This window comes from Gellertiella sp. DMC107 (assembly GCF_056313605.1).
Genome location: NZ_JBQUZZ010000002.1, coordinates 857,265 through 881,069, shown reverse-complemented (window position 1 = coordinate 881,069; position 23,805 = coordinate 857,265). Strand labels below are relative to the sequence as shown.

Below are 23,805 nucleotides of genomic sequence, written 5' to 3'. Positions count from 1 at the left end.
GTCAGAGCCCGATCGCTTCATCTTCGGCGCCGAGATAGGCCTCGATCACCTTTTCATTGTTCTGGATTTCCAGCGGCGTGCCTTCGGCGATCTTCTGGCCGAAATTGATCACCACGATGCGGTCGGAAATCTTCATGACCGCCGGCATGTCGTGTTCCACCAGAAGAACGGTCAGCCCCCGCTCCCGGAGGCGGCGGACCATGGCGACGGCCTTATGGGTCTCGTCATGGTTCATGCCGGCAAAGGGCTCGTCGAGCAGCAGCACGGCCGGATCGGTCGCAAGGCCGATGCCGATGCCCAGCGCCCGCAGATGGCCATGCGGCAGGTTCTTCGCCTTTTCGCCGGCCTGATCGTCCAGATTGAGGAAGTGGATGATCTCGTCAGCGGATTGGCCGAACGCCCGCTCATCCTCCCGTGCCTTTCCCGTGCCGAAGAAGAAGCCGGCAAGCGAGGCGCGGGACCGCAGGTGATGGGCGACGATGATGTTCTCCCGCACCGTCATGTTGCGGAAGATGGTGGTCTCCTGGAAGGTGCGCACCACGCCCTTACGCGCCGCGATATGGGGCGCAAGACCGGAGATGCGCTCGCCGCGGAAGAGCACTTCCCCGGAGGTGGGCTTGAGGAAGGAGGCGATCAGCTTGAACAGCGTCGATTTGCCGGCGCCATTCGGGCCGATGACCGAGAGGATTTCCTTTTCCCGGACATCGAAGGAGACGCTGTTGACCGCCGTCAGGCCGCCGAAGCGACGGGTCAGGTCACGCACTTGCAAGATGGTTTCCATGGATCAGCCCTTTCTGCGGCTTTCGCCGAGGCTGAAAAGCCCGTTCGGCAGAACCAGCATCAGAAGGATCATCACGCTGGAATAGATGAGCAGCTGGAACTCGCCGGTCTGGAAAAGCAGGTTCCAGCCGAAATAGAGCGTGAGGGTGCCGAGCATCGGGCCGAAGACATAACCAAGGCCGCCCAGGAAGCAGTTGAGCATGAAATTGACCGAGTCCGTCACCGTGAAGCTCGAGGGATAGACCGATTGCGTCACCGCCGCGAAAGCGGCGCCGCTGACCCCGCCGAGGAAGGAGGAGATGGCGAAGGCGATCAGCCGGAGATGGACAATGTTCACGCCGATGGAGGAAGCCAGCTCCTCGTTCTGCTGCAACGACATGCAGATATGGCCGATGCGGGAATTGACCAGCCGGTACATGGCTGCGAAAGCCAGCACCATCAGGGTCACCGCGACATAATAGAAGGCGATGCGGGGATTTTCCATGGTTGCGAAATCTGGAACGATCGTCAGGCCGAAGACCGAAATTGCGCCGGGAAGCGGAATATTGGTGATGCCCTTTGCCCCGCCCGTGATCGGGACGGCGAGCGACAGCAGCCGCATGACCTCGGTCAGCACAAGGCTGACCATCGCGAAATAGACGCCCCGGAGCCGCAGGATCGGAAGGCCGATCAGCAGGCTCGCCAGAGCGCAGAAGAGGCCCGCTGCCGGTATGGTCCACCAGAAGGACACGCCATATTGGGTCACCAGCACGGCGGTTACATAGGCGCCCATCAGGGCGAAAGCCCCCTGCCCCATATTGATGCGGCCGATATAGAAGGTGAGCCAGACGCCGGCGCTGGCAATGGAGAGCAGAGCGACCGATGTGAGGGTGTAGTACAGATCCTTGCGACCCGTGGCGGCAATCAGGGCCGGAACGAGCACGAAGACCGCAAGGAGGAAGATGGCCAGGCCGGCCAGTTTGCGCGTGGCGTTCATCGGTTCAACCCCAGGGCTTGCCCATCAGGCCATTCGGCCGGATGGCGAGGAAAATCATCAGCGCGGCGAAGATGACGAGGTAGGTGACGTCGCCATATTCCCGCAGCACGGTGAGGCCGACCGATTCCATCATGCCCAGGATGAAGCCGCCGGCGATGGCGCCGCCGACGACACCGGCGCCGCCGATCATGATCATCAGGAAGGCCTTGACCGAGATCGGGCCGCCGATGCCCGAATTGACGCCCGTGATGGAAACAAGCAGGCCGCCGACCACGCCCGCCAGCATGGCGCCCAGCGCAAAGCCGATCATCGTGTAACGGTCGACCTTGATGCCCATGAGCTGGGCGGCGACGCGGTCTTGCGCAAGCGCCCGCATCGCCCGGCCTGTCCGGGAATATTTCATGAAGAGAATGAAGGCGATGATCATGAGCGCAGCCAGAAGCGCGACCACCATGCGGTCATAGGGCATGATCACCCCGAAATCGTGGAACACGCCCTTGACGATCTTGGGCACGCCACGCTGCTTCTCGCCGAAGATCAACAGGATCACCGCATCGAAGAAGAAAGCCGTCGCCGCGGCCAGCAACATGGTGCTCTCCTCGCGATGGCTTCGCCGGATCACCGTGCGGAACAGATAGCGCTCCATCAGCCCGCCGATCACCGCCAGGCTGACGCCCGAGGCCAGGACTGCCAGGGGAAAGGGCAGGCCAAGCTGCCCGTAGATTGCATAGGTGATGAACCCGCCGAGCACATACATCTGCCCGTGCGCGAAGTTCAGGACGTTCATGAGACCGAAAATCAGGGTCAGCCCCAGCGCGATCAGCGCATACTGGGCACCCAGATACAGTCCGTTGGCGATAACCTGTTCCATACGGCTCTATCCAAATTCCGTGGGACGCCGGCGGGGCCAGCCGTCGTGGCTGGTCCCGCCGGGCTGTCTCATCTGGTGTCTCTTAGTCGACCGAACCGACGAACAGCGTCTGGAAGGCGCCGTCCTTGTATTCGTTCACCACCATCGGCACGGAAATCTGCCGCTTCTGGCCGAAGGAGGTCGTACCCACGTAATTCAGCTTTGCATCGCCCTTCACATAAGGATTGGGCGCGGAGAAGGTATCGATCGTCTTCTTGAACTCGTCGATATTGTCGATGGCGGCCGGATTGGCCTTCATCGTCTCCAGGATATAGTCGAGCGCATAGACCTTGGTGTTGGACTCGTCGTTATACTCACCGAACATCTTGGTGTAGCGGTCGACGAATTCCTTCATGCGGTCCGTCGCGATCTCGGGGGTGGAAGCGCCGCCCACGGAGATGAAGCCATTGGCAAGCTCGCCCGCGCCTTCTTCCAGCACCTTGGCATCCTGGGCGGTCTCGGTGGAGATCAGCCCTTCATAACCCAGTTCGCGGGCCGAGCGGATCAGCAAGGGCGCATTGGCCGGAGCCACCCCGGACAGCACGATCAGATCCGGGTTGAGGCCGACGATGGGCGTCAGCACCGGCGTAAAATCGCGGGTATCATTCTGGTAGGTATCCTTGTCGGCCACGACCTCCAGCCCGAGCGCCTTGGCTGCGGCCACGCCGCCATCGCGCTGGGAGAGCGGATCGGATTCATTGGCGGCAACGAAAGCTACCTTTTTCACGCCCTTGTTTTCCATGAGATATTTGTAGATCGCCGGGCCGGATTGATAGTTGGCGACCATGCCGAGAATGGCATTCGAAGCCGGCGGCGTATACAGTTCCTTGGGGAAGGCATAGGGGAAATAGATGATGTTGTTCTTCTCGGCCACCGGACGGACAGCGGCTGCGCCATCGTCCACATTGGGGCCGACGACATAGTGGATGCCTTCCTGGGCCATTTTCTCCATGCCTTCGACGGCGCGCTTGGGATCCTTCTGATCGTCGAAGGTCACGATTTCGACGTCATAGGTCTTGTCGCCAATCTTCACGCCGCCGGTTTCATTGTACCAGGCCGCCAGCGTTTGCATGGAACGGACGTTGGAGGTGCCCCAGGCGGCCGCGGGACCGGAGGTCACACCGACAAAACCGATCTTGAGCTTGTCATTCGCTTGCGCAGAAACCGCGCTGCCCATGAAAAGGGCCAATGCGGAGACCGTGCCGAGAGCGACGGTCTTCATGGTGTTGCGACGAGTCATCATTTTTTTGTTCCCTCTGGACATTGAGCCATTCTGGGGCTCACAGAAAGGGAGTGGATTTCAAAAGCTGCGCTTCGTCAACAAAAATCATCCGGATTGTATACAAATTCCCGGAGATATTGCATCGCACCAATTCCATTCGGCGAATGTACAACTTATAGAAATTTCACGGCCGCCTGAAACACTCTAATGGTGTGCCTGCACGCCCATTGCGCCCCGCATGGCGCCCTTCACGCTCCCGCAGAATCGATGCCCGGAGAGCGCAGCGAAATTCACCCTATTCCTGTGAAGGCGGGTTCCGATGTAAGCAGGCCGACATGAACTGGGCATTCCCGCACATTTTTCACCATGGGCAGGCGGATCAGAGCCTGACCGATCTCATCAAGGGTGACGCATGACCGATACCGTTCTTTCCCGCTTCCTGCGCTATGTCGTGATCGACACGCAATCCGACCCGACCTCGAAAAGCCAGCCGACGACCGAAAAGCAGAAGGACCTCGGGCGACTTCTGGTAACCGAGCTCAAGGCGATGGGTGTCGCGGACGCCCATCTTGACGCGCATGGCTATGTCTACGGCACGATCCCGGCGACGACGGACAAACCTGACGTCCCGGTCATCTGCTTCTGCTCCCACATGGATACGGCACCGGATTTTTCCGGAACCGGGGTGAAACCCCAGGTCATCACCGGCTATGCGGGCGGTGACATCGTGCTGCCGGGCGATCCCTCGCGGATCATCAAGGTGGCCGAACATCCCGAGCTTCTCAACCAGATCGGGAACGATATCGTCACCACGGACGGGACAACCCTGCTGGGTGCCGATGACAAGGCGGGCATTGCCGAAATCATGACCGCAGCGGCGGAAATCCTGTCGCGGCGCGACCTTCGTCACGGCACGATCAAGATCCTCTTCACGCCGGACGAGGAAGTGGGACGGGGCGTCAACAAGGTGGATCTGGAGAAGCTGGGGGCGGATTTCGCCTATACGCTCGACGGAGAAACGGCCGGGCATATCGAAGACGAGACCTTTTCCGCCGATGGCGTCGACATCGAGATTACCGGCGTCGCCATGCATCCGGGATTTGCCAAGGGGCGCATGGAGAATGCCATCCGGATTGCAGGGGCCATCATCGATCGCCTGCCCCGGGACATGGCCCCCGAAACGACCGAGGGACGCGAGGGCTTCCTGCATCCGACCGATCTTTCCGGCTCCATGGAAAAGGCGCATCTCTCGCTGATCGTGCGCGACTTCACCGTCCAGGGTCTGAAGGACAAGGAAGCGCTGCTCGAAAGGATCGTGCAGGATGTCCTCTCCTCCTACCCCGGCTCCAGCTACCGGATGACCGTCACGGAACAGTATCGCAACATGAAGGAAGTCCTCGATCTCCATCCCGAGATCGTGGGCCATGCGGTCGAGGCCATCCGGCGAGCCGGGATGGACCCGGTGCGCGGCAGCATCCGCGGCGGTACCGATGGTTCGCGTCTTTCCTTCATGGGTCTGCCCTGCCCCAATCTGTTTGCCGGCGGCCATGCCTTTCATTCGCCCCTGGAATGGGTCAGCCGACAGGATATGGAAAAAGCGGTCCGCACAATTGTGGAATTGGCGCGTATTTGGGAAGAGCGGGCCTGTTCATCGTCATGACCCTGCATTAGTCTTTCCTCCATCAAAGAACTGGAGAGGAAATTCTGGATGAAAACCGTATATGTGGCGGCGCTTCTCGCCGCCCTTCATGTAACGCCCGCCTTTGCCGATGAACTGATCGGCAGCTACAGCGCCTATATAGGCGAAGACGACCTCTACAATTCCAACGGCGAGCGCCTGACCAAGCCCTGGCAGATTCTGCGCCAGGACCGGGCGAATTTCCACAAATACGGAATTTCGCAGCGGGGCGACGAGGATGACGATTTCTTTGCCAGTGCCGAGAACCGCGCCAACATGGAATACATGGTTCAGCATGGCAAGATTGCGCGATCCGCAGCCAAGGCTCTGGTGCGCGGCGACGTGATGGTCACCGTCGAGATTTACGGCAGCGGCGGCACGGGCGACTTCGTCAATGTAACGGTCGGCGACTGACGCTCTTTAATCGTCCGGCCTCAGCTCCTGAGGCCGGGCGCCTCGTGGCCGGTGCGTGCCACATATTCGGTATAGCCGCCGGCATATTGATGAATGCCCTCCGGCGTCAGTTCCAGCACCCGGTTCGACAACTCCGCCAGAAAATGCCGGTCGTGCGAGACGAAGAGCATGGTGCCTTCGAAATCCGACAGGGCCTTGATCAGCATTTCCTTCGTATCGAGATCGAGGTGGTTGGTCGGCTCGTCGAGCACCAGGAAATTCGGCGGATCGAACAGCATGATGGCCATGACGAGACGGGCCTTCTCGCCGCCGGACAAAACGCGGCAGCGCTTCTCCACATCGTCGCCCGAGAAACCGAAGCAGCCGGCAAGCGCGCGCAGCGAGCCCTGGCCGGCCTGCGGGAAATGATGTTCCAGCTCCTCGAAAATCGTCCGGTCGCCATCGATCAGGTCCATGGCATGCTGGGCGAAATAGCCCATTTTCACGCTGGCCCCGATGGTGACGGTGCCCAGATCCGGCTCGGCAGAACCGGCGACCAGCTTGAGAAGGGTTGACTTGCCGGCGCCGTTGATCCCCATCAGGCACCAGCGTTCCTTGCGGCGGATCATGAAGTCGAAGCCATCGTAGATCACCCTCGATCCATAGGCCTTGGAGACGTTCTTGAGGCTGACCACGTCTTCACCGGAACGGGGAGCGGGGCGGAACTCGAAGGCGACGGACTGGCGGCGCTTCGGGGGCTCGACCCGCTCGATTTTCTCCAGCTTCTTCACCCTGCTCTGCACCTGCGCGGCATGGGAAGCCCGGGCCTTGAAGCGTTCGATGAACTTGATTTCCTTGGCGAGCATGGCCTGCTGCCGCTCGAACTGGGCCTGTTGCTGCTTCTCGTTCTGAGCGCGCTGTTCCTCGTAGAATTCGTAATTGCCCGAATAGGAATTGAGGTTGCCGCCATCGATTTCCAGCACCTTGTTGACGATGCGGTTCATGAACTCCCGGTCGTGGGAGGTCATGAGCAGCGCGCCGTCATATCCCTTCAGGAAGTCCTCGAGCCAGATCAGGCTTTCCAGATCGAGATGGTTCGACGGCTCGTCGAGCAGCATGACGTCCGGGCGCATCAGCAGGATACGGGCCAGCGCCACACGCATCTTCCATCCGCCGGAGAGCTTGCCCACATCGCCGTCCATCATCTCCTGGGTGAAGGAAAGGCCGGCCAGAACCTCGCGCGCCCGGCCATCCAGCGCATAGCCGTCGAGTTCCTCGAACCGGGCCTGGACCTCCCCGTAACGTTCGATGATGGCATCCATCTCATCCATGCGGTCCGGATCGCTCATGGCCGCTTCCAGCGCGCGCAGCTCTGCGGCCACGATGCTGACCGGGCCTGCGCCTTCCATCACTTCCGCGACGGCGCTGCGGCCGTCCATCTCGCCGACATCCTGATTGAAGTAGCCGATGGTCACGCCCTTATCGACCGAGATCTGTCCTTCATCCGGAAACTCCTGGCCGGTGATCATCCGGAAGATCGTGGTCTTGCCCGCGCCGTTCGGCCCGACCAGGCCGATCTTTTCGCCCCGGTTCAGGGCGGCGGAGGCCTCGATGAACAGAATGCGGTGGCTTAGCTGCTTGGAGATGTTTTCAATGCGGATCATGGAAGAAGGCCCTGTCAGAAGAGCCTGCCTCCTATCACGGGCAACGGAGCCTGTCGCGCAGTTTCATAGAGCGGTTTCCGCCTGGGCCTGCGCGGCCGTTTCCTGCATCGCCGGGTCGGCGAGCGGCGCCAGAACCTTGAGCGCGCGGCCATGCAGGCGGATATCGAGCGATGGCGGCAGCGGCAACAATTCGCCGTCCACCGACATCTTGCGGCCCTTGGTTCTGGACAGGATATCGATCTTCACCCGGTCTCCGGACTGGGAGAGGAAATGCTCGTTATTGGTCCAGCGGCGCAGCAGCAGGTCACGAGCCAGCTTGAGGTTCATGAGCGGGCTCAAGGGTTCGGAGGCGTAAACGCCGAGGATGCCCCCATCGACGCGATCGGCGAAGGGAAGGTGTCCATCTCCATATACGTTGTTGGAGACGGCCAGAATGGAATAGGCGCGAACACTCTCCGCGTCCGCCGCCTTCAGCCGGGCCCGGAACGTGGGCGGGCGCACGATCGCGCGCAGCGCGGCCTTGAAGCTTGCATTGATCTTGCCCAGCCGCGACCGGTAGGGAATGGCCTTGCGCAACTCCACCATGCGCGGCTGAACGCCGATGGAAACCTGATGGACGAATGCGTGATCGTTGACCGTGCAGATATCCGCCTGGCGCGGATGGCTGACAGCCAGCACGGCAATCGCCTCCTCCAGTTTCAGCGGCATGCCCAGCGAACGGGCGAAGAGATTCATGGTTCCGGCCGGAAGGACGCCAAGCACCTTGCCTTCCTTCCAGCAGAGAGAGGCAGCCAGCGACACCGTGCCATCGCCCCCACCGACCACCAGCGCATCGCAAGCGGGATCCCGGACCGCCTGACCCAGCCGGTCCGCCAGATCCTTGCCAGCGACGACATCGACGGCGATCTCGTGACCGGCATCGGCGAAGGTCTGCCGGAAAAGATCGGCGAGCGCCTGAATGTCCGCCGTCTTCAGCGTGCCCCCGTCCTTGTTCAAGATCGCCTTCACCCGCATCGCCCAACTCCGTTCTCGGGAGATCCTTCTCGATCTCATCCGCTGATAAGCTGGTATCCCGGCGCGGGATAGGCAAGGCACCGGGCAAAAATACCCGTTTTGCGCGGGGCGGTCCCGGATCCGGCAGGACGGCGGACCGCAAGGCGCGCCGTCCCTCGCCCGGTCCTCAGGCCTTGATGCGGCTCATCGACGGATCGTAGAGCGGCTTCAGGCTGACCGTGCAGGGAATGCGGGTCATGGCCACATCCAGCTCATAGGTGCCGGACAGGACGAAATCCTCCGTCACGCCCGCCGGATTGCGCACATAGCCGATACCGATGGCCTTGCCGAGGGTGTAGCCGAAGCCACCGCCCGTCAGCCAGCCGACCCGCTTGCCGTCGCGATAAATCGTCTCGCGGCCCAGAAGCACCGTTTCGGGATCCTCGGGCACGAAGCAGGCGAGCATCTTCTTCACCCCTCCCTGCACCTGGGCCTCGATGGCGGCACGTCCCTTGAAAGGTGTGTCCTTGCGCAGCTTGACCGCCCAGCCGAGACCCGCTTCCACCGGCGTATGGTCGGGACCGATGTCGGAACCCCAGGCCCGGTAGAATTTTTCGAGGCGGCAGCTTTCGATGGCCCGGTAGCCGGCATTGACGAGGCCATCCTCCCGGCCAGCCGCCATCAGGGCCTCATAGACGGTGGTCGCATATTCGACCGGCAGGTGCAGTTCGTAGCCGAGCTCGCCCACATAGGTGACGCGCAGCGCCCGGACCGGGCAACCGGCGATGCCGATGGTCTTTACCGTGCCGAAGGGGAACCCGGTGTTGGAGACATCCGAGCGGGTCACCTTTGCGAGGATCGTGCGCGCCTTGGGGCCCATGAGCGACAGAACCGAATAGGCGGAGGTGACGTCCACCAGCTCCGCATGCAGCCCGTCGGGAATGTTCCGGGCGATCCAGTCGAAGTCATGGGTCGCGAAGCCCGTGCCGGTCACGATGTAGAATTCGTTCTCGGCGATACGGGCGACCGTGAGATCGCATTCGATGCCGCCCTTGTCGTTCAGCATCTGGGTATAGACGAGGCTGCTGACCGGCTTTGCCACGTCATTGGCGGCAATCCAGGACAGCGCTGCCTCCGCATCCCGGCCCTTCAGAACGAATTTGGCGAAGGAGGTCTGGTCGAAGATCACCGCATCCTCGCGCACCGCCTTGTGCTCGCGGCCGACGGCGGCAAACCAGTTCTGCCGCTCGTAGGAATAGATGTCCTTTGGCTCTTCTCCGGCGGTCAGATCGGCAAACCAGTTGGGACGCTCCCAGCCGAGCTTTTCGCCGAAGCAGGCGCCCTGTGCCTTCAGCCGGTCATAGAGCGGTGACTTGCGGCAGGGACGGCCGCTCGAATGCTCCTCGTGCGGGAAGGCGAGCGTGTAGTGCTTGCCATAGGCTTCGAGCGTGCGGGTGCGGACCCAGTCCGTGTCGAAATGCGGGCGGCCGAAGCGGCGGATATCCACCGGCCAGAGATCGTAGGGCGGCTCGCCCTTGGCCACCCATTCGGCCAGCGCCATGCCCGCGCCACCACCGGACGCGATGCCGAAGGCGTTGAAGCCCGCGCCAACGAAGAAATTCTTCAGCTCGGGCGCTTCGCCGAGAATGAAATTGCCATCGGGGGTGAAGCTCTCCGGCCCGTTGATCAGCTGCTTGATGCCAGCCGTTTCCAGCGCCGGCACGCGCCCGAGCGAGAGTTCCATGATCTGCTCGAAATGGTCGAAATTCGAGGACAGCAGCGTGTAGTGGAAATCCTTCGGGATGCCGTCCATGGCCCAGGGGATCGGGTTCGGTTCATAACCGCCCATGACGAGGCCGCCGACTTCTTCCTTGTAATAGGTTAGCCGGTCGGGATCGCGCAGCGTCGGCAGGTTCGAGGGAACCCCGAAGGCTTCCGTGATCATGTATTGATGTTCCACCGAGACCAGCGGAACGTTCACCCCGTAGCGGGCGGCGAAGGTGCGGGTCCACTGTCCGGCGCAGACCACGACCTTCTCGCATTCGATCCGGCCCCGATCCGTGATGACCGCGCGGATGCGGCCCTTGTCGATCTCGAGGTCGAGCACCTCCGTGTCTTCGAAGATCGAGGCCCCCGCCATGCGCGCGCCTTTGGCCAAGGCCTGGGTGATGTCCGACGGGTTCGCCTGCCCATCGGTCGGCAGGAAGGCCGCGCCGACGAGATCGTCGATGGTCATCAGCGGCCAGAGCTCCAGCGCTTCTTCGGGCGTCAGCAGCTGCATGTCGAGACCGAAGGACTGGGCCGTGGTCGCCTGCCGCTTCACTTCCGTCCAGCGCTCCTGATTGCAGGCAAGCCGCAGGCCACCATTCATCTTCCAGCCGGTGCCGAGCCCGGTTTCGGCCTCAAGCCGCTTGTAGAGATCGACGGAATAGCCGAGCAGCTGGGTGATGTTGGCGCTGGTGCGCAGCTGGCCGACCAGGCCTGCCGCATGGAACGTGGTGCCCGAGGTCAGCTTCTTGCGTTCCAGAAGCACGGTGTCGGTGAAGCCGAGCTTGGCAAGGTGGTAAGCCGTGGAGCAACCGATGATGCCGCCGCCGATGACGACGATCTTGGCCGTTGAGGGAAGTTCCTTCATGGCGGGTCCTTTTACATGTGCGAGAAAGTGTCGAAGGCGCGTTCGAAGCGCTGGAGGTTTTCCGCCGTATAGGCGGCATAGTCGAAATCGAGCGTGGAATGGATCTCCGAGATCATGCTCCACATGGTCTCGCGCAGCAGCGAGGCGCATTTCATCGCCTCGTACCGGTGCAGGAGATCGTCCGTCAGCGGGCGCTCGTAATAGAGTTCCAGCATGGTCTTTTCTTCGGACGGGGAAAGTTCGTTGTTGGACGCGAGCCCGCCGAGATCGAAGAGGGGCGTGTTGAAGCCGGCATAATCCCAGTCGATCAGCCAGAGCCGCTCGCCGTCATCCAGCAGGTTGGCCGCAAGAAGATCATTGTGGCCGAAGACGATCTCGAAGGGTCCGGCGGCCCTTTCCAGCCATGCCGCCCGGTCGAGCAGGCCTGACAGGAGCGGCAAATGCCGGCTTTGCCGATCCTTGAGCTCGCCCGCATAGTCGCGCACCACGTGAAAGACCCAGAAAACGGCCGCAGCGCCGCGGAAATGCTTCGGCATGTCCTGATGGCACCGGCGAATGAGGGGGACGATCTTCTCAAGCGCCCCGGGCTTGCGCACATCCTCCGGGCCGAAAGCCCGGGCATCCACATAATCGAGCACCAGCATGCCCGGTGCGTGGTGGAGGACAGCGGGGGAAATCCCTGCGGCATGCGCCGCCCGGCTCGCGGCAAGCTCGTTGTCGCGCCGGATGTGGTGGACGGGAATATCGTCGCCGAACCGCACCACGGCACGCCGGTTGCGATCTTCCACGAGATAGTTCCGATTGGTGATGCCACCGCTCAAGGGGCGGATCGCTAGATCTCCGTCCCAGAGAGGCAGCGCCCTGATCTCCTCTTCAGGCAAGGCAGGCATGGCGGTTCCCTTGTTATGCTTGTTTTGCGGGAAAGCTTCCGGGAAAGAGAAACAGAGTCAAGAATAATCCACATAAAGGCTCAAAGATTTGACTTTTTGTGTTTTTCTGTGGAATATTCTGACATGAACTTGCCCATTCCCACATCGACACAGGCAAAACACCACAGATGAACCAGGACAAGACGGCAGCGGAGCGGGCGGCCAATCACCGGGAGCGGGAAATCCTCGAGGAATTGCGGCTGGCTGGAGGCTCGGCGCGAATCCCCTTCCTGGCGCAAAGGCTGCGCGTCTCGGACGAAACGATCCGCCGCAATATCCGCGCTCTGGAACGGGACGGTCTTGTGCTGAAGGTGCATGGCGGGGTGCACCTGAAAGAGATGGGGGGCGAGCAGCCGCTGCATTTCCGCATGAGCGAGAATGCGGATGCCAAGCGGGCGATTGCCGCACGGGTCGCCGGCCTGATCGAGGATGGGGACAGCCTGTTTCTCGATATCGGCTCCACGACCGCCTTCATCGCGGTGGCCCTGTTGAAGCATCGCGATCTCTTCGTCGTGACCAATTCGGTGGCCGTCGCGCATACGCTCGCCGGCAAGAACGGTAACCGCGTGTTCCTTGCCGGTGGCGAGTTGCGCAACCACGATGCCGGCGCCTTCGGGGCCGATGCCATCGCCTTCATCCGGCGATTTCATCTCAGCTATGCCGTGCTTTCGACCACAGCCGTCAATGCTGCGGCGGGCTTCATGCTGGCGGACATGGAGGAGGCTGCGCTTTCTCGCGAGGCGGGCGAGCGGGCGCAACAGCGGATCGTGGTCGCCGACAGCGGAAAATTCGGCCGGAGCGCGCCCATCGTGCCCATGGAACCATCGGCCTATGACATGCTGGTGACCGACCGGGAACCGCCTGCCGAGATTAAGGCCATGCTGGATGCGGGCGGCGTTACCCTGGTGATCGCATGAGACAGGCCCCAGAATAGCGCTTGACCGCAGCGCAATCTTGTCTACTTACGGGGTTGCAGTCGATCCGGGGGCAAACTCGGCGGATCGGCCTTCACCCGGTACCGGGCCCCTCTGGCGGGAAGTTTCGGCGCTCCCGTGATGTCGGTACTTTTGCTTCCCTGCCGTCAGGGTTTTATAGAACCATGACACAGAACACCTTCCTGCATTATTTCAAATGGGCGCTCGTCGTGACCGTCCTCGGCCTGATCCTCGGCGGCGTGCTGGGCTGGATCAATACCGGTACGCTCGGCGGTACGGCGACAGTCTTCTTCATCTGCCTCGTGCTCGCGGTTCTGGAAATCTCGCTTTCCTTCGACAATGCGATCGTCAATGCCAACAAGCTGAAAGACATGACCCCGGTCTGGCAGCACCGGTTCCTGACCTGGGGTATCGTGATTGCCGTTTTCGGCATGCGCATCGTCTTCCCCCTGGCCATCGTCGCCATCGCCGCCCATATCGGCCCGATCGACGCGCTGGTCATGGCCGCCATGCGCCCGGACGACTATGCCCGGATCATGACCGATGCCCATCTGCCGATCGCCGCCTTCGGCGGCACCTTCCTGCTGATGGTCGGCCTCACCTACTTCTTCAATCACGAAAAGGACGTGCACTGGATCGCCTTCATCGAGAAGCGGATGGCGCGGATCGCCACGGTCAAGGGTATCGAGATCGCCCTCGTCCTCATCCTCGTCCTGCTGTTCTCGTCGCTGCTCGAGGGCGAGGAATCGGTCGCCTTCGTCTATGCGTCGATCTACGGTCTCCTGACCTTCCTGGCCGTCGAAGTGCTGGGCGGGCTCCTCGACTATTCGCAGGAGACGATGTCGGCGGCGGCTCGCGGCGGCCTCGGTGCCTTCATCTATCTCGAAGTGCTCGATGCGAGTTTCTCCTTCGACGGCGTGATCGGCGCCTTTGCCCTCACCAATAATCTGTTCGTGATCGCCATCGGCCTCGGCATCGGGGCGATGTATGTGCGCTCCATGACCATCATGCTGGTGGAAAAGGGTACACTTTCGGAATACCGCTATCTGGAGCATGGCGCTTTCTGGGCCATCGTCATCCTCTCCGTCATCATGTATGTGCAGACGCTCATGCATATTCCGGAAGTGATCACCGGACTTGCGGGTGCCGGCCTCATCGGGATCTCGCTTCTCTCCTCCATCCGCTACAACCGGCGCCATCCGGAGCAGGTCGAGGCAGAGGAGGAAGCGCTTCGTCGTATTTAGACCTTCTCTTCAGGAGAGGTTTCGCTACTGGTCCTCCTGATACCTTCAGGAGGACTTTTTCATGCAGACCGTAACCCGTCTTGGCGATACTGCCGGCATCGAGCCGGACACCAACGACCTCGAGGGCTGGGTGGTCGTCGAAGGCACACCTTCGATGAAAACCTGGGCGCTCCACACCTCGTCCGACGGCGCCATGGCTTCCGGGGTCTGGGAATGCACGCCCGGCACCTATCATGCCACCTATTCGGCCTATGAATTCGTGCACATGATCGAGGGCCGCATCGTGATCACGCCCGATGGCGGGACGCCCGTGACGGTGCAGGCGGGCGATGCCTTTGTCGTGGAGCATGATTTCAAGGGGACCTGGAAGATCGAGGAAAAGGTGCGCAAGCACTTCGATTTCCGTCTCACCTAAGGCCCGTCTCCCGTCCCGCCGACGAAACCTCCGGCGGGACGACCCTTTCTAGTGCTGTCGAAGGCGAGAGCGGCTTTCCACCGCAAATTCCTCCTTTTTCCCGATCAGACAAAAATTGCATTGCGCATCGGGCCGATGCTGGGCAATTTCCGCGCGTCATCATGCATGGGACGGGTAAAATGGCGAAATCGGCGCTGGTTCTGGGAGCGGGTATTGTCGGTGTGTCGGTCGCGGTGCACTTGCAGCGGCGCGGCTTCGACGTGACGCTGGTGGACCGGCGCAATCCCGGCGAGGAAACCTCCTACGGCAATGCCGGCCTGATCCAGCGTGAAGGCGTGGTGCCCTACGGCTTCCCGCGGGAAATAGGGCTTCTCATCCGCTACATGCTGAACAATCGCATCGATGCGCATTACCATGCCACCGCCTTGCCCGCCGCAACGCCCTTTCTCATGCGCTACTGGTGGAATTCCGCACCCGCCCGCCACAGGGCCATCGCCCTTGCCTATGCGCCGCTGATCGAGAATTCCATTTCCGAGCACGAAGACCTCATCAAGGCGGCAGGGGCCGAGGCCCTGATCGGCAAACGGGGCTGGCAAAAGGCCTTTCGCACCGAGAAGGTGCGCGATACCGAGCTGGCGCAGGCCGAACTGTGGCGGCAGGAATTCGGCGTCGGCTACGAGGCGCTGGATGGCGCCGCCCTTGCCCGCTCCGAACCCCATATCAAGCCCGGTTTCGTCGGTGCCCTCCGCTGGCTGGAGCCCTGGACGGTGCTGAGCCCGCTCCAGCTGACCCAGGCCTATGTGAAACTGCTCGAAAGCCTTGGCGGCCGCTTCCTGAAGGGCGAAGCGACCACGCTGCAACGCAGTCTCAATGGCCGCGGCTGGCGGGTGGAAACCGCAGAGGGCACGGTGGAGGCCGAAGAGGCGGTGCTGGCGCTCGGCCCCTGGGCAAAGGAAATCACGGCTGCCCTTGGCTATCGCTTCCCGCATGGCATCAAGCGCGGCTATCACATGCATTATGCTGCCGAAGGCAATGCGGTGCTGAACGACTGGACCATGGATGCGGAACGCGGCTACTTCCTCGCGCCGATGAGCCAGGGTATTCGCCTGACCACCGGTGCGGAATTCGCCGACCGCGACGCGCCGAAATCGCCGGTGCAGCTGGAGCGCGCCGAAGCCGTCGCACGCACCGTCTTCCCGCTCGGCAGACGCCTGGATCCCGAACCATGGATGGGGGCACGCCCCTGCACACCCGACATGATGCCCGTCATCGGCAAGGCGCCGCGGCACGAGCATCTGTGGTTTGCCTTCGGCCACGCCCATCACGGCCTGACGCTGGGTCCGGTTACGGGGCGTCTGCTGGCGGAAATGATGGCCGGCGAAACACCTTTCGTGGAGGCGAGCGCCTTCCGTCCGGAGCGTTTCCGCCCCTGAACCGCAGCTTTTGGCAGCCTCCCGATTTGATCGATTAAGCCCAAGGGAATCAGCCACTTGTGCGCTGCGCTCAAGGGTGCGGAGCTTGCTCATTGCCAGAAAATGGCGGTTTATGGCTGGTTTTCGGGCAAAAACCGGTATATGAGACATTCACCGACAAGAAAAACCGGGAACCCCGAGCGGCCTTTTCAGGCCTGGCCGGGCACAAGAGACGATGATCCGCTTCTTGCATTTCGCCCACGAAAGTGGCGACCGTTAGCTTAGCTCAAGCTCCTGACCGCTGACGCGGACCGGCGTCGGCGCGCATGGCATCCGTTTTCTTCAAACGACCGTCTTGAACCGGGCTTTGCCCGGTCATGGCGACGCTGTGCCCCGCGCGAACCGGTCTTTTGCCCATCAATCAATCTGGTGACTTATGGATTTTGCGACCGAGGCGCAGGCCTTTCTGCGCGACAACCCGGACCTGGAGGTCCTGGAAGCTTTTGTAATCGATGTGAATGGCGTTCCCCGTGGCAAGTGGATTCCCCGCGAAAGGGCGCTGGATGTGCTGACCAAGGGCATGGCCATTCCCCGTTCCGTCTATGCGCTGGACTGCTGGGGCCGGGACGTGAACGCGGCCGGTCTTGCCGAGGGCACGGGCGACCCGGATGGCCTCTGCTTTCCGGTTCCCGGCACGCTCGCCCGGGTGGACTGGCTGGACCGCCCGACCGCACAGGTCTTGCTCGGCATGAAGAATACAGACGGCTCCGGCTACTTTGCCGATCCCCGTCAGGTGCTCGCCCAGGTGCTGAAGCGCTTTTCCGAGGCGAAGCTGACACCTGTGGTCGCGACCGAGCTGGAGTTCTACCTGATCGATCCCGTGCGCAATGCGCTCGACCCGGTCCGCCCGCCGCATAGCCGCGAAGGCCGCTGGCATGCGAGCCAGACGCAGGTGCTATCCATCTCCGAGCTGCAGGATCTCGAACACGTGTTCATGGACATTGCCCGGGCCGCGAAGGCGCAGGGCGTGCCGGCCGATACGGTTCTGCGCGAAAACGGGCCCGGACAGTACGAAATCAATCTCAACCATGTGCCGGATGCGCTGCAGGCGGCGGATTATGCGGTGCTTCTGAAGCGCATCGTCAAGGGGGTGGCCCGCAAGCACGATCTCGACGCCACCTTCATGGCCAAGCCCTATGGCACGCAGGCGGGCTCGGGCATGCATGTGCATTTCTCGGTCCTCGACGAGCATGGCCGCAACATCTATGTGAGCGAGACCGACAAGCCGGCCGATGTGCTGATGCATTCGGTGGGCGGGCTTCTCGCCAATATGGGTGAGAGCATGGCGATCTTCGCCCCGCACGCCAATTCCTACCGGCGTCTTCGCCCTTCGGAACATGCCCCGACCTATGCTTCCTGGGGCTTCGACAACCGCTCGGCGGCGGTACGGGTCATCACCTCCTCCAAGCCCGCCACCCGCATCGAGCATCGCGTGGCCGGCGCCGATACCAATCCCTATCTGGTGCTGGCGATGATCCTCAACGGCGCGCTCACGGGCATGAAGGAAAAGCACAATCCGGGTGGCGCCATTTCCGGCGACGACCACGCGATCAATCACGAGCCGCTGCCGACCAACTGGGACTACTCGCTCCAGCGTTTCGCCAAGTCCTCCTTCGCCTATGCGACGCTCTCGCCCGAATACCGGGCGCTCTACACCGCCTGCAAGCAGCAGGAACTTTCCGAATTTTCCCTCCGTGTGACCGACGTCGAATACGACGCCTATATCAGGACCGTCTGATCATGAATGTTCATCTTTCTTCCATCAGCACCAATCCCGGCCATGCCGCAACCTGGTATGCCGCTTCCGCCAACGACCAGCGCGTGCGCCCGACGCTGGAAGCCTCGATCGAAACCGATGTCTGCATCGTCGGGGCGGGTTTCACCGGCATTTCCGCCGCCCTGGAACTGTCCGAACGGGGCTTCCGCGTCGTCGTTCTCGAAGGCACCCGCATCGGCTTCGGCGCATCGGGACGCAATGGCGGCCAGATCGTCAATGGCTACAGCCGCGATCTCGAAACCATCGCCAAGCGTTATGGCCCGACCAAGGCCGTGGAGCTCGGCCGGATGTCGCTCGAAGGCGGCAACATCATCCGCGAGCGCATCGCCAAATATGCCATCGACTGCGACCTGCGCCATGGGGGCTTCTTCGGCGCCTTTACCGACAAGCAGATCCGCGAAATGGATGCCGTGCGCCGCCATTGGGAAAAGCACGGCCATACGGGCCTCGAAATGGTGTCCGCATCGGAAGTCGGCCGTTACGCAAAGACCCATGTCTATGCGGGCGGCATGATCGACCGGCTCGGCGGCCATATCCATCCGCTGAACCTGGTGCTGGGCGAGGCCCGGGCCGTGGAGGCGCTGGGCGGCGTCATCTACGAAAACAGCCGGGTCATTGCCGTGGATCAGGGACCGAAGCCGGTGGTTCGTACGGAGAAAGGCTCGGTCGCCTGCAACTATGTGCTTGTCTGCGGCAATGCCTATCTGGGCTCGCTGCTGCCTGCCATCGGCGACCGCATGATGCCGGTTTCCTCGCAGGTCATGGCGACGGAGCCGCTGCCGAAGGCGCTGATCGAAGGCCTGCTGCCCGCCGATTACTGTGTCGAGGATGCCAATTACGTGCTCGACTACTACCGCCGCACCGCCGACAACCGGCTGCTCTATGGCGGCGGCATCGTCTATGGCGGCCATGATCCGAAGACCCTGACCGGCAAGATCCGGCCGAACATGCTGAAGACCTTCCCGGAACTCGGCAATGTGCGCATCGATTATGCCTGGAGCGGCAATTTCGCGCTGACGCTCTCGCGCATCCCGCATATGGGCCGGCTTTCGCCCACCGTCTATTTCAGCCATGGCGACAGCGGCCACGGCGTGACCACCACCCATCTGCTCGGAAAGATCCTGGGCGAGGCGGTTGCAGGGCATGCGGAACGGTTCGATGTCTGGTCGTCGCTGCCGAACTTCCCCTTCCCCGGAGGCAAGGCCTTCCGGGTGCCGCTGACGGCGCTGGGCGCCTGGTATTACGGCCTGCGCGACAAGCTTGGCATCTGACCGAGGTCAGGACACGGCGATGCGGTCGATCTGGAGATGGACCACATTGCCGAATTCCTGGATGAGCGCGTCCCCCTCCTGCCGGTCCATGGCAAAGCACATGCGCACCGTGGAACTGGCAAGCTGGACCAGCAGGAACAGTGTTCGCCGATACTGGAGGCGGCCCGCCTCGGGAAAGAGATGGGCCGTCGCATCGAAGAACTCGCCGACCAGCTTGTTGGTCTCCTCGATGTCGAGATACTGGAGCTTCTTGTCCGCATGGACCGCGTTGACCAGATCGAGCAAGGGCGGGTTCTGACGCATCATGCGCGTATAGCGCGCCAGCATCTGGTCCACCGCCTTGTGCAGCCGGGCAATCGAATTGATATCCGCCAGCGCCTCGGTGATCAGGGCCGCCACATTCCGGTTGTAGCGCTCATAGAGCGTGGCGATGATCGCCGACTTGTTCGGAAAATACTGGTAAACGGAAGCAATAGGCCCGCCGGAGAGCTGCGCGACCTCCTTCATCGTGACCGCATCGATCCCTTTCTCGCCGATCAACCGGATCGCGACATTCAGGATCTCGTCTACCCTCTCACGTGATCGCTCCTGCTTCGGCAAGCGCCGCAGCAGGGAGGGTCCCGCCATCCCCTCCAGTTCCGTCATGCATCCGTCCCCCTTGCGGTCACCCCACCGCCATGCCCTTCTTGAAAAAAGTCGGTGAAGATTGGAAGAACCTTTTCCCGCCTGGAATGCAGATTATTCGTTTTATGCAGAGATTTGCACGCAAAAGTCATCTTCGCGGCGAAAATTCAGTCATGAAGAGAATAGTTGATACTGTGTCAGATTTTTGATTATGCTGATCATGGGATATTTGGGGGATCGACATGCAACAAGCAGGGCTTCACGTCTTGACGATGGAGAGCGCCGGCTCCGGTGCTCGCTGGGCTGCACTCTGGACCGGTTCGGTTGGCTTGCTGATCCTGGGCCTGCAACCGATCCTGCTCGGAGCGGTCTTTACGGAGGGGCGGCTGAGTTTCGACGAGCTGGCGATTGCGGCTACGCTGGAAATCATTGCCCTTGGGATTGCCTCGGCCATCGCGGCTTTCTGGAAACGAGGGGTGCGGCGGCAGGCCGTGATTTTCCTGCTGGCAACCGCCCTGTTCGATGGGCTGACGGCCAGCAGCGGGTCGGTTTCGACCTTCATCCTGTTCCGTCTGCTGGCAGGCCTTGCAGAGGGCGGCCTTGTCGCGATCGCTGCGGAGATGATCGCCCGATCGCCGGTCCCCGAACGCAGCGGAGGCATGTTCGTCATCCTCCAGACGGTCGCGCAATGCCTGCTCGCGCTGGCATTCTCGCTCTATCTTCTGCCTGTCTACGGATCTCCTGCGGGGTTCATGACGCTGGGCGTCATCTCGGTCGCTTCCCTCGCCGCCGTCCCGTTTTTGCCCGCCGCCTATCCGCCCCTGACGCAGAAATCCGGCGGTGTCGGTTTCCTCAACCGTCTGTCCGGCATGGCGCTGCTTTCCATTTTCCTGTTTTTTCTGTTCATCGGAGCGATCTGGGCCTTCCTGGAACCGATCGGGCTGGCCAGCGGCATTTCAGGGACTGACGTGGGCCTGATGGTCAGCGCCAGCCTTGCGGCACAGGTGATCGGCGCTTCCCTTGCGACCGGGCTCTCCGGCGGGCGGTTGACGATGCCCGCAGTGACGCTTTCCATCCTTGCCAGTCTGGCGCTTTGCGGGCTCTTCCTGCTGCATCCGGGCTGGATGCTGTTCGGTTTCGCCGTGCTGGCGACCGGTTTCATCTGGCTGTTCGTCACCCCCTTCCAGATCGGGCTTACGGTGCTCGCCGATGACAGCCGCTCGACCGCGCTGCTGGTGCCAGCAGCCCAGCTTTTCGGCGCGGCACTGGGGCCGGTGGGGGCCTCGCTGTTTCTCGACGGCGAAAATGCGGGCGCGGTGCCGGTCTTCGGGGCGGCATGTCTGCTGCTCAGCCTCGCCGCGCTTTGGCGGTTCCGGTCTCTGCTTGCCCGTCGTGCCAACGATGCCCTCATCGCTTCGAGAACGGCGCCCGGCTGGAGCAACTGGTCCGGTTCGGTGACGGCCAATCCCCAGGCGGTTTTATGCCCCGACACGCTCGATCATCTGGCGCAGACGATCCGGACTGCGTCCGGGCCGGTGCGGATTGCCGGCTCCGGCCACTCCTTCACCCCGCTTGTGGCGACGTCCGGCACGCTTCTCGATCTCTCCGCCTTCGCAGGGCTGAAGGCATACGATGCGGAACGACACACGGCTACGATCGGGGCGCAAACCCGGCTTGGAGCGCTTACCGGCCTGCTGGCCGGCATCGGCCAGGGGCTGCCCAACATGGGCGACATCGACAAGCAGGCCTTTGCCGGGGCGCTGGGAACGGCGACCCACGGCTCCGGGCTCGGTCTCGGGGCCTACCATACGCAGTTGCTCGACATGACCCTGGTGGACGGAGAGGGCCGGCTTCGGCAAATCCGGCGCGATACCGATCAGGACCTTCTGCATGCAACCGGCGTCACGCTCGGCATGTTCGGTGCGCTGACGGAGGTCACCATCCAGAACATGCCCGCCTATCGCTTGCGGCGGCGGCGCAAGATCGTGCCCATCGAGGAGGTTCTGTCCGGCTTCGAAGCCTTCATGCGCGGCCACCGCTCCGCGGAATTCTATTTCATTCCCTTCTCAGGCCATGCGCTGCTCTCCACCATCGACCTCACCGATGCCCCACCGACCGAGCGCCCTACCGAGGATGACGAGGAGTCGCTTGCCATCCTAAAGGCGCTGAGAAGCAGCCTTCTGCGAGCCCCCTGGCTGCGACGGAAACTGATCGGGACCGCGTTGCGCCGGGTGCCCCCCGAAGATTATGTGCAGGAATGGCAGAACGGCTATGCCAGCGACCGGCGAACCCGTTTCAACGAGATGGAATATCACCTGCCCTTCGAAGCAGGGGCCCCTGCCCTCCGCGAGATCATAAGGCTTGCCGAAACACGTTTTCCCGAAGTGTATTTCCCGATGGAAGTCCGGGCTGTCGCGCCGGATGAATTCTGGTTGAGCCCGTTCTACCGGCGAGAGACCTGTTCCATTGCCGTGCATCACGATGCAGGGGAAGACCCGGTCGCCTTCATGCGCGCGGCCGAGGACGTCTTCCGCCGCTATGACGGACGGCCGCACTGGGGCAAGATGCACAATCTCAAAGGCGCCGATTTCGTCCAGCTCTATCCCCGCTTCCGGGAAGCGCTTGAGGTGCGTCGCGAGTTCGACCCGGAAGGCCGGTTCCTGACCCCCTATATGCGAGACCTGCTGGGTATTGCGCGATGACCGCCGCCTATTTCGACAGGCTGGGCGAGGCACTGAAACGCGCCGGCGCCCATCGGCCGGTGCTGGTCATCGACCGGGACAGGCTGGACAGGAATATCGACCGCATGACGGCAGGACTGCCGGATGGTGCGCACTTGCGGATCGTCGACAAGTCCCTGCCCTGCCTCCCGCTGATCTCGAGAATCCTGGCGCGGACCGGAACGCACCGGTTGATGACCTTTCATCTGCCCGTCAGTTGCCGCATGCTCGAAACCTATTCCGGGGCGGAACTGCTGTTCGGCAAGCCAATGCCGGTGGCCGCGGTGGAAGAGGCCTTGAATGACACCCATGGTGCTGTCCGCGAGGGTCTGCTGCTGCGCACGGTCTGGCTGATCGACACGGCCGAGCGGCTGGAGCAATACCGGATACTGGCGCAGAGATTGCGGGTGCGCTTCCGCATTGCCTTCGAGGTGGATGCGGGCGTGCGCCGGGGCGGCTTGGCCTCGCCGGAAGCGTTCCGGGCGCTTCTGGAGGTGGCGAGATCCGCATCGGCGTTCCAGATCGAAGGCGTGATGGGCTACGAGGCGCATATTGCCGAATTGCCCGGCGCACGGTCCGAGCAGGCCCGGGTGACGCAGCGGTTCGATGCTTTTCTGGCCTGTCTGGAGCCGGCCGAAAGACAGATCCTCAATACGGGCGGCAGCAAGACGCTTCGGCTCTATGGCGCGAATACGCGCGCGAACGACTTTTCGGCAGGGTCCGGCTTCCTGCTGCCTTCGGATTTCGACCGGCCGGGCCTTTCCGGTTTCGAACCGGCCGTCTTCATCGCCACGCCGGTGCTGAAGGTCGGACCGGCCCAGGTGCCGGGCCCGGAAGCGCTGTCGGTCTTGCTGAAACGCATGGGCCTCTATCCGAAACGCTGCTGCTACATTTACGGCGGCGCATGGATGGCCCGCCCCGTCCATCCACCCGGCGTCCGGGAAAATCGGGTCTGGGGCAAATCCTCGAACCAGCAATTCCTGACCATCCCCGCAACCTCCGCTCTTGCGCCCGACGATCTGGTGTTCTGGCGTCCCACCCAGAGCGAAGCCGTGCTGCAACAGTTCGGCCCTCTGGCCGTCTATGCAGACGGAGAAATTGTCGAGTGGTGGCGGCCACTTCCCACTGGTTGAATCCACCCAGAATATGTCGACCACAAGTGGATTT

Annotated in this window: 19 protein-coding genes; 10 read left to right on the top strand and 9 right to left on the bottom strand. The window is 62.2% G+C overall.

The genetic code is table 11. The features are described 5' to 3' along the window. Window position 1: 1 nt before the first annotated feature. The 4 genes from ACT54B_RS09690 to ACT54B_RS09675 all read right to left on the bottom strand — a co-directional run bounded on the left by ACT54B_RS09690 (window position 2) and on the right by ACT54B_RS09675 (window position 3,909). On the bottom strand, window positions 2–781 hold the full coding sequence (locus ACT54B_RS09690; protein WP_476044541.1) for an ABC transporter ATP-binding protein: 780 nt from the start codon (window positions 779–781) through the stop codon (window positions 2–4). Window positions 782–784: 3 nt separating this feature from the next. Beyond that, window positions 785–1,756, bottom strand: a complete 972-nt coding sequence (locus ACT54B_RS09685) for a branched-chain amino acid ABC transporter permease (protein WP_476044540.1) — start codon at window positions 1,754–1,756, stop codon at window positions 785–787. A 4-nt stretch (window positions 1,757–1,760) separates the two neighbouring features. Next, window positions 1,761–2,627, bottom strand: coding sequence for a branched-chain amino acid ABC transporter permease (locus tag ACT54B_RS09680; protein ID WP_476044539.1), 867 nt, complete (start codon window positions 2,625–2,627; stop codon window positions 1,761–1,763). 82 nt (window positions 2,628–2,709) lie between these two features. Continuing rightward, on the bottom strand, window positions 2,710–3,909 hold the full coding sequence (locus tag ACT54B_RS09675) for an ABC transporter substrate-binding protein (protein WP_476044537.1): 1,200 nt from the start codon (window positions 3,907–3,909) through the stop codon (window positions 2,710–2,712). A 391-nt stretch (window positions 3,910–4,300) separates the two neighbouring features. Here ACT54B_RS09675 and pepT point away from each other — a divergent pair, with 391 nt between their 5' ends. Next, window positions 4,301–5,548, top strand: a complete 1,248-nt coding sequence (pepT, locus tag ACT54B_RS09670) for a peptidase T (RefSeq protein ID WP_476044536.1) — start codon at window positions 4,301–4,303, stop codon at window positions 5,546–5,548. Between the two features lie 48 nt (window positions 5,549–5,596). Then, the gene (locus tag ACT54B_RS09665) at window positions 5,597–5,980 is read left to right on the top strand and encodes a hypothetical protein (RefSeq protein WP_476044534.1); all 384 of its coding nucleotides are present in this window, start codon (window positions 5,597–5,599) and stop codon (window positions 5,978–5,980) included. Between the two features lie 20 nt (window positions 5,981–6,000). Here ACT54B_RS09665 and abc-f read toward each other — a convergent pair whose 3' ends face one another. The 4 genes from abc-f to ACT54B_RS09645 form a co-directional block, all read right to left on the bottom strand. Further along, window positions 6,001–7,623, bottom strand: coding sequence for a ribosomal protection-like ABC-F family protein (abc-f, locus tag ACT54B_RS09660; protein ID WP_476044533.1), 1,623 nt, complete (start codon window positions 7,621–7,623; stop codon window positions 6,001–6,003). 63 nt (window positions 7,624–7,686) lie between these two features. Then, window positions 7,687–8,637 (bottom strand): diacylglycerol/lipid kinase family protein, encoded by a 951-nt coding sequence (locus tag ACT54B_RS09655; protein WP_476044532.1) that lies wholly within the window; start codon window positions 8,635–8,637, stop codon window positions 7,687–7,689. Window positions 8,638–8,803: 166 nt separating this feature from the next. Beyond that, window positions 8,804–11,251: a GcvT family protein gene (locus ACT54B_RS09650; RefSeq protein WP_476044531.1), complete on the bottom strand. Its 2,448-nt coding sequence runs from the start codon at window positions 11,249–11,251 to the stop codon at window positions 8,804–8,806. An 11-nt stretch (window positions 11,252–11,262) separates the two neighbouring features. Beyond that, on the bottom strand, window positions 11,263–12,141 hold the full coding sequence (locus tag ACT54B_RS09645; protein ID WP_476044530.1) for a phosphotransferase: 879 nt from the start codon (window positions 12,139–12,141) through the stop codon (window positions 11,263–11,265). 167 nt (window positions 12,142–12,308) lie between these two features. Here ACT54B_RS09645 and ACT54B_RS09640 point away from each other — a divergent pair, with 167 nt between their 5' ends. The 6 genes from ACT54B_RS09640 to ACT54B_RS09615 all read left to right on the top strand — a co-directional run bounded on the left by ACT54B_RS09640 (window position 12,309) and on the right by ACT54B_RS09615 (window position 19,294). Beyond that, a complete protein-coding gene (locus ACT54B_RS09640) occupies window positions 12,309–13,097 on the top strand; it encodes a DeoR/GlpR family DNA-binding transcription regulator (RefSeq protein WP_476044528.1) in 789 nt (262 codons plus the stop codon). Window positions 13,098–13,279: 182 nt separating this feature from the next. Beyond that, entirely contained in the window at window positions 13,280–14,359 is a 1,080-nt protein-coding gene (locus ACT54B_RS09635) for a DUF475 domain-containing protein (protein ID WP_476044527.1), read from the top strand. Window positions 14,360–14,420: 61 nt separating this feature from the next. Further along, a complete protein-coding gene (locus tag ACT54B_RS09630) occupies window positions 14,421–14,774 on the top strand; it encodes a cupin domain-containing protein (protein ID WP_476044526.1) in 354 nt (117 codons plus the stop codon). Between the two features lie 179 nt (window positions 14,775–14,953). Next, on the top strand, window positions 14,954–16,207 hold the full coding sequence (locus ACT54B_RS09625; protein WP_476044525.1) for an NAD(P)/FAD-dependent oxidoreductase: 1,254 nt from the start codon (window positions 14,954–14,956) through the stop codon (window positions 16,205–16,207). Between the two features lie 415 nt (window positions 16,208–16,622). After that, complete coding sequence (locus ACT54B_RS09620; protein WP_476044524.1) at window positions 16,623–17,984, top strand: glutamine synthetase family protein; 1,362 nt, start codon at window positions 16,623–16,625, stop codon at window positions 17,982–17,984. A gap of 2 nt (window positions 17,985–17,986) precedes the next feature. Continuing rightward, a complete protein-coding gene (locus ACT54B_RS09615) occupies window positions 17,987–19,294 on the top strand; it encodes an NAD(P)/FAD-dependent oxidoreductase (protein ID WP_476044523.1) in 1,308 nt (435 codons plus the stop codon). Between the two features lie 6 nt (window positions 19,295–19,300). Here the strand turns inward: ACT54B_RS09615 and ACT54B_RS09610 are convergent, their stop codons facing one another. Next, the gene (locus ACT54B_RS09610; protein ID WP_476044522.1) at window positions 19,301–19,939 is read right to left on the bottom strand and encodes a TetR/AcrR family transcriptional regulator; all 639 of its coding nucleotides are present in this window, start codon (window positions 19,937–19,939) and stop codon (window positions 19,301–19,303) included. 221 nt (window positions 19,940–20,160) lie between these two features. Between ACT54B_RS09610 and ACT54B_RS09605 the strand changes: the two genes are divergently transcribed. Both ACT54B_RS09605 and ACT54B_RS09600 read left to right on the top strand, forming a co-directional pair. Then, window positions 20,161–22,620 carry an MFS transporter gene (locus tag ACT54B_RS09605; protein ID WP_476044520.1) on the top strand — a complete coding sequence of 820 codons (2,460 nt, stop codon included), beginning with the start codon at window positions 20,161–20,163 and terminating at the stop codon, window positions 22,618–22,620. Then, window positions 22,617–23,771 (top strand): alanine racemase, encoded by a 1,155-nt coding sequence (locus ACT54B_RS09600; protein WP_476044519.1) that lies wholly within the window; start codon window positions 22,617–22,619, stop codon window positions 23,769–23,771. Before ACT54B_RS09605 ends, ACT54B_RS09600 begins: the two co-directional genes overlap by 4 nt. Window positions 23,772–23,805: the final 34 nt, after the last annotated feature.